This is a genomic window from Parabacteroides acidifaciens (assembly GCF_003363715.1).
Lineage (GTDB): Bacteria > Bacteroidota > Bacteroidia > Bacteroidales > Tannerellaceae > Parabacteroides > Parabacteroides acidifaciens.
The window spans coordinates 53240-61933 of sequence record NZ_QREV01000028.1; the positions used below are offsets into that span (position 1 = coordinate 53240).

Consider the following 8694-nt stretch of genomic DNA (forward strand, 5'->3'; position numbering starts at 1 on the left):
GCATTAGAAACCTGAATTGAAGAAAATAACTATCTTTGTCAAATAAACATATATAAAACCAACGAGCTATGCTAAATGAATTAAATATCTCTAATAAACCAGCCAATGTTTCTTCGTTGAAAGAGACAAAAGACAGATTGCTTTTTCTTGAAAAAATAGAACGAGGACGTTTAGAGTCTGCATTAATGTTAACCAATACTAAAGAAGAAGCAAGAAACAAACTGTCAAAATGGTTGAAATAAAATGGACTAACTTTGCTATTCAAAACCTTAATGATATTGGAAACTACATTGAACAGAATAGCTATCGACAAGCCTCAAGAGTTGTAAATTACCTTTTTGACTCTGTAAGTATCTTAGAGAACTTTCCTCTATCAGGAAGAGTTGTGCCTGAATATAATGTCCATTATATACGAGAACTAATACGCTCTAACTACAGGATAGTCTACTTAGTGCTAAATGATAGCCGGATCGATATTCTTACCGTTCATCATTCAGCACAATTATTGCCTGATCTACCAGTACTTTACAGCAACAGCGAACTATCCCCGTAACTCAAAAAACGGAAATCATGCGCCAGGGCATAATCGTAAATATTCCTCCAATCTCCTTTTACAAAGGCTGAGATCAGCAGCAGCAAAGTACTTTTCGGCTGGTGGAAATTCGTCACGATACCCCGTACGATTTTGAATTCATAACCCGGAGCGATAATGATCCGGGTAGCCGTCACCAGCTTATCCGCCTGATGCCTGTCCAGATAATCCAGGATATTTTGCAACGCTTCATCAGCAGTCAGACGGTTATTCGTCTCTTCATAAGGCATCCACTGTTTGACAATCAATTCATCGGCTGTCGCCTCCGGATTCGAAGCCAACGTAACCCCCATATAATAGAGGCTTTCAAGCGTACGGACTGAAGTCGTACCGACCGCAATAATCTTACCGAGGTTCTGTTTGATCCGCTCGATCGAACTACGGCGTACGGATATAAATTCCGTATGCATCTCGTGGCCTTCGATTGTTTCACTTTTCACCGGCTTGAAAGTCCCGGCTCCGACATGAAGCGTCAACTCCTCACGTCCGATGCCGTGCGCATCGATATCGACCAGGACTTCCGGCGTAAAATGCAAACCGGCAGTCGGAGCGGCCACCGAACCTTTTATCTTCGAATAGACAGTCTGATAAGTCTGCAAATCGCTTTTTTCAGTTTCCCGGTTCAAGTATGGAGGAATAGGCAATACGCCTGCCGCATCCAGGAGATCGGCAAACGTACAAGTCGGATGATCCCAGGAGAATTCAATCAGATGACTATCTCCGCAAGTCTGTAGCTTCTCCGCTTTTAGCGTGACAGTTTCGCCATCGAGCTGCACCATCTTAGTCAAAAGCCCTTCTTTCCATTTTTTCAGGTTACCGACCAGACACGTCCAGCGGCAACGTTCGGTCTGCTGGAATACCAATGCATAATCATGCGGTTCGACCGGTTCCAGGCAGAAAATCTCGATCTTGGCCCCTGTCTCTTTCTGAAACAAAAGGCGGGCCTGGATCACCCGCGTATTATTAAAGACCATCAACGAGCCTTCCGGCAGATAGTCCGTAATGTGTTTGAATATACTTTCTCCGACCTTTCCTTCCTTATATAATAAAAGTTTCGATTCATCCCGCTTAGGCAACGGGAATTTAGCGATCCGCTCGTCAGGCAGCGGATAATCGAAATCTTCAATACGTATCTGTTGCGTCTTTGTTGTCATGATAATTCTTCCAATTCTATTGTTTGTTCAGTCCAAAGATCCATCGTATCCGACAAATCTTTCTTCAAGGCCGAATATTCGCTATATAAAGAGACATCCGCCGCTCCCTCAGGCGTTGCCAGTTTAGCTTCGATTGCTGCTATGGATTTTTCCAAATCCGCAATTTTCTTTTCGGATTCTGCAATCGCTTTTTCCACTTTCTTGATCGCTTTACTCTGCTCCTTGCGGGCTTCATACGAGAGCTTATTTTGAGTGGGTTGTACATCTGCCGCAGCAACATCAGATGCCACCTGGGCGGAACGTTCCAGTTCTTGCAGACTATCCAGCTTCTTGCGTTCGAGGAAATCATAAATTCCTCCCAGATGTTCGACCACCCGTTTATTGCCAAACTCATATACTTTGTCCACCAGGCCATCCAAGAACTCACGGTCGTGTGAAACGACAATTACCGTTCCGTCAAACTCCTTCAATGCATCTTTCAACACATCTTTAGAACGCATATCCAAATGGTTCGTCGGCTCATCGAGAATCAAGAGGTTCACCGGTTCCAGCAGCAAACGGATCATTGCCAGACGCGTTTTCTCTCCTCCCGACAAGACCTTGACCTTTTTATCCGAAGCTTCTCCCCCGAACATGAAAGCACCCAAAATATCGCGTATCTTCGTGCGGATATCCCCTTGCGCCACATAATCGATCGTATCGAAGACCGTCAGATTTTCATCTAAAAGCTGGGCCTGGTTCTGGGCAAAATAACCGATCTTGACATTATGACCCAGTTGCAACTTGCCGGTGAAGTCGGTAATCTCACCCATTATACATTTTACTAATGTCGATTTACCTTCTCCGTTCTTACCGACAAAAGCGATCTTATCCCCCCGGTTGATCGTAAACGTCGCATGCTCGAAGATCAAGTGTTCGCCATACCGTTTGGCAAGGTCTTCCACTATCACCGGATACGAACCGGAACGGGGAGCCGGCGGAAACTTCAGGTTCAGCATAGCCGTATCCACTTCATCCACTTCGATGCGTTCCACTTTCTCCAATTGCTTGATACGGGATTGTACCTGAACGGATTTGGTCGCCTTATAGCGGAAGCGTTCGATAAAAGCCTCCGTATCGGCCAATTTCTTCTGCTGGTTCTCAAAAGCACGGAGCTGTTGTTCACGCCGCTCCTGGCGCAACACGACATATTCAGAATATTTTACTTTATAGTCATAGATTTTTCCAAGCTCGATCTCGACCGTACGGAAAGTCGTATTGTCGATAAACGCCCGGTCGTGGGAAACGAGAATAACTGCATTGGCACGTGTCGCGATAAAGTTTTCGAGCCATTGGATAGACTCGATATCCAAATGGTTTGTCGGCTCGTCCAGCAACAGAACATCCGGCTTACGCAACAAGAGTTTTGCAAGCTCGATACGCATACGCCATCCCCCGCTGAACTCGGAAGTCGGCCGGTCGAAATCATTCCGGGTGAACCCCAGACCGATAAGCGTACGTTCCAGTTCCGCATGATAGTTATTTCCTCCCATCATCTGGAAGTGTTCTGTCAGATGGGTGACACGATCGATAAGTTTCTGGTAGGATTCCGTCTCATAATCGGTACGTTCGGCCAATTGCAGGTTCAGCCGCTCCATTTCCTTTTCCATTTCATGGATATGCTCGAAAGCCTGCTCGGCTTCTTCACGAACCGTCTGCGTATCCGCCAATTTCATCTGCTGGGGAAGGTAACCGATTGTCGTTTCTTTCGGCACGCTGATTGTCCCCGCGGTCGGTGACTGCAAACCCGCGAATATCTTAAGCATCGTAGACTTTCCCGCCCCGTTCTTTCCGACCAGTGCGATACGATCCTTCTTATTCACCACAAACGAAACATCATCAAAAAGCGTAAACCCGCCAAACTCAACTGTAAGTCCTTCAACCGAAATCATATATTTTCTCTATTATGGCTGCAAAGATACAATTTATCCATAAAAAAAGCCGCAACATAAAGTCGCGGCTTTCTATTTTAATAAAAAGACTTCTCGCCAAATGGCGTACCTATTAATAACCTGTATTCTGTTTCAGGTTCGGGTTCTTATCGATACTACCTTGCGGAATCGGCAAATAACGATTCTTCTCTACAAATTGACGATTTTCGATAAACGCTCTTTTATCAGAAATAACTGCACGTTTATAAGGATCGGTTTCACTGTAGTTGATAGTTCCTGTGATACGATTCAATTCCCCGTTCAACAATGTTTCAGCCAATCTCTTACCACTGGCATCTTTCCAGCGCAAGATATCTGCACGACGCAATCCTTCACCAGCCAGTTCGACACAACGTTCACGACGGATCAACTCACGCAATGATTCTTTTGTACCATATTTGGTTCTATCGACCGGCTTCATGCCTGCACGTGTACGGATTTGATCCAAATATTCATAAACCTGAGCCGAAGGACCATCCAATTCATTCGATGCTTCAGCATAAGTAAGCAACACTTCTGCATAGCGGAAAACGATCACACAAGTAGCCGTATTCCATATGTTCGAATACTGATCGATCGGATCCAAATATTTAGCCCATGTCAAAGCCGTTTTAGAAGCATTATCGGTATAAGTCGGATAATTGATATTTTTCGATTTACCATCAGCTTCAAATTCATCCAAAGTATTCAGGACTTCACCTCTCCATTCCTGTCCGGGGAAAAGAATAGTCTTTTCCATACGAGGATCCCGGTTGGCAAACGGATGAGTAGCGTCATAACCACTACCCGGTTCATCTTTTGTCAAACCGTTACTCATCTCATACATATCAACTAAATTCTGAGTAGGAACGATTGAAGACCAACCAGCATCTTTGTTATTATACATCTGGCCGACAACACCTAAACCATATATATTAGCAATACGCTGATCCGCTAAAATAACTTCTTTGGAATCAATTCCCGTCAGTTTAAACAGATTGGAATAATCCGGGTCCAATTCATACTGTTTCAAATCGATAATAGCTTGAGCTGCATCTTTAGCTTTTTGCCATTCATCATAATACAAAGCTTCGCGCATTCTGATCGCAAGGGCCGCTCCTTTCGCAATCCGTCCACGTTCGGAAGGCTCAGCATTAATGTTTGCAAGCGCATCATCCAAATCTTGTGCAATTTGCCGGCGCACTTCTTCTTCCGTATTACGAGGAACCTGAGCCTCTTCAGCTGTCAGGTAAGAGCCGATAATAGGCACACCACCGTACCACCAGTTCATACGAAAATAGCAATAAGCACGAATGGCTTTAGCCTGGGCGATCAAATCTTCTTTCTTTCCCGGTGTCGTAAACTCGACATTGTCAATGTTGTCCAATACCGTATTACAACGACGGATAATAGAAAAATTATAGAATGAAGCTCCGGTATTGGAACTTGCCAAAGAGCCATCACCCCAAGGACGCCATCCTTCCCAAGGGAAATTATTATAACCGATATCAGAACCGCAATCCAGGTACAAAATAGAACTTGGGTCCCACAGTCCATTATAACATCCTACAACAAAGCTTTCAGCATCATTTTCTGTTTTCCATGTTGTGGAAGGAGACAGCGCATCATGCGGAGCTGTATCCAAAAAGTCCGAGCAGGCAGTAGACAATAGTGCTACTCCAGCCAATAGATATATTGATATACGTTTCATATAATTCAACTTATAATTAGATAATCATTAATTGTTTAGAATGTAATATTAACACCAAATGAATGTGTTGTTGACAGAGGATAGCTTGACAAGCGAGAGCTTACAGTTTCCGGATCTACATTCAACGGCATAGAATCAAATGTCAGCAAGTTTTCAGTTGAATAATACACTCTCAAATTCTGAACACCTACTTTTTCCAAAAGACTTTTCGGGAAAGTATAGCCCAATTGTAAAGTCTTTAAACGCAGATAGCTTGTGTTGATTACCCAAAAGTCAGACAAAACATTGGAAGCTTCACTCGGAGACATACGAGCTTCAGCTACACGTGGCATACTTGCATTCGGATTTTCTGGAGTCCAGGAGTCCAGCCATGCTGTGGACGGATGCCCTGCACTACCGGAGAATTCACCAAAAGCTTCTTTTGTATAAGCAAATCCTACATTAGCGGCTCCTGTGAAATTCATTGTCAAATCAAAATTCTTATAAGCAGCATTCAAGTTCAAACCGAATGTCATGACCGGATCTTTCGTTTTATACAATTCACGGTCTTCAGCCGTAATCTTGCCATCACCGTCTGTGTCGACATATTTCAAATCACCGGCTCTAAACTTCTGTCCGAACGGATATCCTTCCTGTTTGGAATACTTATCCATCCAAGCTTGTGCTTCTTCGTCAGACTGGAAGAATCCATCTGTTTTATAAACATACCAGGAGTTGATCGGCGAACCTACCTTACGCAGGAAGTCACCATCAGACATACGTTCGACACCTCCTAAATTTTCTATCTTATTTTTATTATAAGCAAAATTACCGACTACGCCGAATTTCCAATCACCCCAACGGTTATTGTAACCCAATTGGATTTCAACACCACGGTTACGCATCGCACCTACATTATCTTTATAAGCTCCTAATGCAAACTCTGTCGGAACCGGAACTTCCATGATAATGTCTGTAGTCTTACGATCATAGTAATCGAATGTCAAGTTGATCTTATTATTGATCACAGCGTCCAAACCGATACCCCATGTTGTAGATTTTTCCCATGAAAGGTCTTCGATTTTATAACTGCCCTGATAATAACCAGTTGTCAACGCACCGCCAAAAGGATAATTAGCACCCAGATTATAGGTGTTCAACCAAGGATAGAAGTCACCGCCTGTCGGAGTTCCGTCACTTAATGCATCCTGGTTACCCAGCATACCCCAAGAACCGCGGATCTTCAAGCTGTTCAACCAATCTCTCGTATTTTCCATAAATCCTTCTTCACTGATACGCCATGCACCTGAGAAAGAAGGGAAATATCCCCAACGATGTCCCGGAGCAAAACGGGAAGAGGCATCCGCACGGAAGTTAGCTTCCAACAGATATTTACCTGCATAGTCATAGTTTACACGGCCAAAGTATGAAAGCATAGCCAATTCACGGGTAAATCCGGAGTTTGTTTGAGTAGCTGTCGCACCGGCGTTCATATCATCCAACTCATTGTTAGGGAAGTTTTCACGATACATATAATTGTAACGCACATCATACTGTTCTGCATGATAACCCAACATGGCTTTCAAACCATGGTTACCGAACTGCTTATCATAGTTCAGCAAAATATCCAGATTATAACGGCTCCAGTTTGTGAATGCTTCCGACAAACTATTCGGACGGGCAGCCTGCGCCGGGTCAGCGTCAATTTTCTTTACAAATGCTTTGTAGTGTTGATCGTCATTTACATAAGCACCTGAAACAGTTGCTTTCAGACCATCGATAATCTGATAATCGACAGCCAAAGATCCTGTAAAATTCTGATTGTATTTATCAACAGTCTGTCCGGAATCCAACCATGCGATAGGGTTACCGTCATTTGTTGCCCCATAAGTACCATCTTCTTTATAAACAGGGATCATCGGGCTCAGAATGTTCAACTGACGAATGATCTGATCAGACCAACCGCCGCCATAGTTGGAGTTCGGGTCTTTATAATCATTCTTGATATAAGCCATATTCATACGGACCGTCAATCTCTTCGTGATATTCATATCCAGATTAGCACGCCCATTGAACTGTTTACGTTCCGAATTAGGAAGAATACCTGTTTGTCCTAAATAACCGGCAGAAGCCATATATTTTGCTTTTTCAGAACCTCCGCTTACGTTTACATTATGTTTATGCAGCACACCTGTTTGATAAGCAGCATCATTCCAGTCTGTATTAGGATGGCCATAAGGGTCTGAACCGTCCTGGAACAGACGAATATCTTCATCACTATAACGGTGCGGCTGGCCATTCGTATCGTCAATGCGGTTGTACAGCATTGCATATTCAGCAGAGCTTACACGGTCAATAACAGCCGTCGGGCTTGAAACACCGACATAACCGTTGTATGAAACGCGGGGAGCACCTGATTTACCACGTTTAGTCGTAATCAAAATTACACCATTCGATGCCTTCGAACCATAGATAGCGGCCGACGCTGCATCTTTCAGTACAGAAATACTTTCGATATCATTGGGGTCAACGCTATCCATCGAACCACTTTCGATACCGTCAATCAAAATGTAAGGATCAGAATTATTTAATGTCCCGACACCACGAATACGGATATTACTTCCGTCTTCACCCGGACGACCTTCACCGGCAGTGATCGTTACACCAGGCATCAAACCCTGCAAACCGGATGATACATTAGAGATAGGACGATTGGTCAGTTCTTCACTGGCAACAGAAGCAACAGCGCCTGAAAGGTTCGCTTTCTGCTGTGTTCCATAACCTACAACTACGACCTCTTCCAACTTTTGTGTGTCTTCCTTTAAGTTTACAGTTAACGACGCTTGTCCGGTGTACGGTATTTCCTGAGTCAAATAACCGATGAAAGAAATCTGGATAACATCTCCATTTTTAACATCCAGTACAAAATTACCGTCCATGTCGGTAACCGTACCGTTAGTCGTTCCTTTTACAATTACAGAAGCGCCGGCTACAGGGCCTAAATCATCACTCACTGTACCTTTCAAACTTTTTTGTTGCTGAGAAATGCCAACTTTGGGAGTTGCCGTACTGTCTAATGCATAAGCTGCTCCTCCGGAACACAATGCTGCAGACAACAACATAAGGCTGACTGGTCTTGCGATTTTCAACATACCAATTTGTTTTTTGTTTAATAATAATAGTTACTATATGAATAAGATCTAAGGAGGTGACAATCACCCAACTTATAGACTTAACACATTCTTTTCTTGATTTTGAACGTTCAAAAAAACTTGCATCCAAAAACTTGACTTAGTTCTTGTAGGACTA

The 8694-nt window shown here is 43.6% G+C and carries 6 protein-coding genes; 2 read left to right on the forward strand and 4 right to left on the reverse strand.

What is annotated here, in order from left to right:
• The first annotated feature begins 68 nt into the window (after nt 1–68).
• Both DWU89_RS20795 and DWU89_RS12415 read left to right on the forward strand, forming a co-directional pair.
• Complete coding sequence (locus DWU89_RS20795) at nt 69–242, forward strand: hypothetical protein (protein ID WP_167451676.1); 174 nt, start codon at nt 69–71, stop codon at nt 240–242.
• The gene (locus DWU89_RS12415; RefSeq protein WP_115499955.1) at nt 230–553 is read left to right on the forward strand and encodes a type II toxin-antitoxin system RelE/ParE family toxin; all 324 of its coding nucleotides are present in this window, start codon (nt 230–232) and stop codon (nt 551–553) included. Before DWU89_RS20795 ends, DWU89_RS12415 begins: the two co-directional genes overlap by 13 nt.
• On the opposite strand, the gene DWU89_RS12420 is transcribed toward DWU89_RS12415, so the two are convergent.
• The 4 genes from DWU89_RS12420 to DWU89_RS12435 all read right to left on the reverse strand — a co-directional run bounded on the left by DWU89_RS12420 (nt 526) and on the right by DWU89_RS12435 (nt 8537).
• Nucleotides 526–1746: an S-adenosylmethionine:tRNA ribosyltransferase-isomerase gene (locus DWU89_RS12420; RefSeq protein WP_115499956.1), complete on the reverse strand. Its 1221-nt coding sequence runs from the start codon at nt 1744–1746 to the stop codon at nt 526–528. The two genes, DWU89_RS12415 and DWU89_RS12420, sit on opposite strands and share 28 nt — an antisense overlap.
• Nucleotides 1743–3677, reverse strand: coding sequence for an ABC-F family ATP-binding cassette domain-containing protein (locus DWU89_RS12425; protein ID WP_115499957.1), 1935 nt, complete (start codon nt 3675–3677; stop codon nt 1743–1745). The genes DWU89_RS12420 and DWU89_RS12425 overlap by 4 nt, the downstream gene beginning before the upstream one ends.
• A gap of 112 nt (nt 3678–3789) precedes the next feature.
• Nucleotides 3790–5406, reverse strand: a complete 1617-nt coding sequence (locus DWU89_RS12430) for a RagB/SusD family nutrient uptake outer membrane protein (protein WP_115499958.1) — start codon at nt 5404–5406, stop codon at nt 3790–3792.
• A gap of 35 nt (nt 5407–5441) precedes the next feature.
• Nucleotides 5442–8537, reverse strand: a complete 3096-nt coding sequence (locus DWU89_RS12435; protein ID WP_115499959.1) for a SusC/RagA family TonB-linked outer membrane protein — start codon at nt 8535–8537, stop codon at nt 5442–5444.
• Between the last annotated feature and the right edge of the window lie 157 nt (nt 8538–8694).

What these genes read in the sequence shown, in the direction of transcription:
- DWU89_RS12425 (WP_115499957.1), bottom strand. Translation starts at nt 3,677, where the DNA reads ATGATTTCGGTTGAAGGACTTACAGTTGAGTTTGGCGGGTTTACGCTT.
- DWU89_RS12420 (WP_115499956.1), bottom strand. Translation starts at nt 1,746, where the DNA reads ATGACAACAAAGACGCAACAGATACGTATTGAAGATTTCGATTATCCG.
- DWU89_RS12415 (WP_115499955.1), top strand. Translation starts at nt 230, where the DNA reads ATGGTTGAAATAAAATGGACTAACTTTGCTATTCAAAACCTTAATGAT.
- DWU89_RS12435 (WP_115499959.1), bottom strand. Translation starts at nt 8,537, where the DNA reads ATGTTGAAAATCGCAAGACCAGTCAGCCTTATGTTGTTGTCTGCAGCA.
- DWU89_RS20795 (WP_167451676.1), top strand. Translation starts at nt 69, where the DNA reads ATGCTAAATGAATTAAATATCTCTAATAAACCAGCCAATGTTTCTTCG.
- DWU89_RS12430 (WP_115499958.1), bottom strand. Translation starts at nt 5,406, where the DNA reads ATGAAACGTATATCAATATATCTATTGGCTGGAGTAGCACTATTGTCT.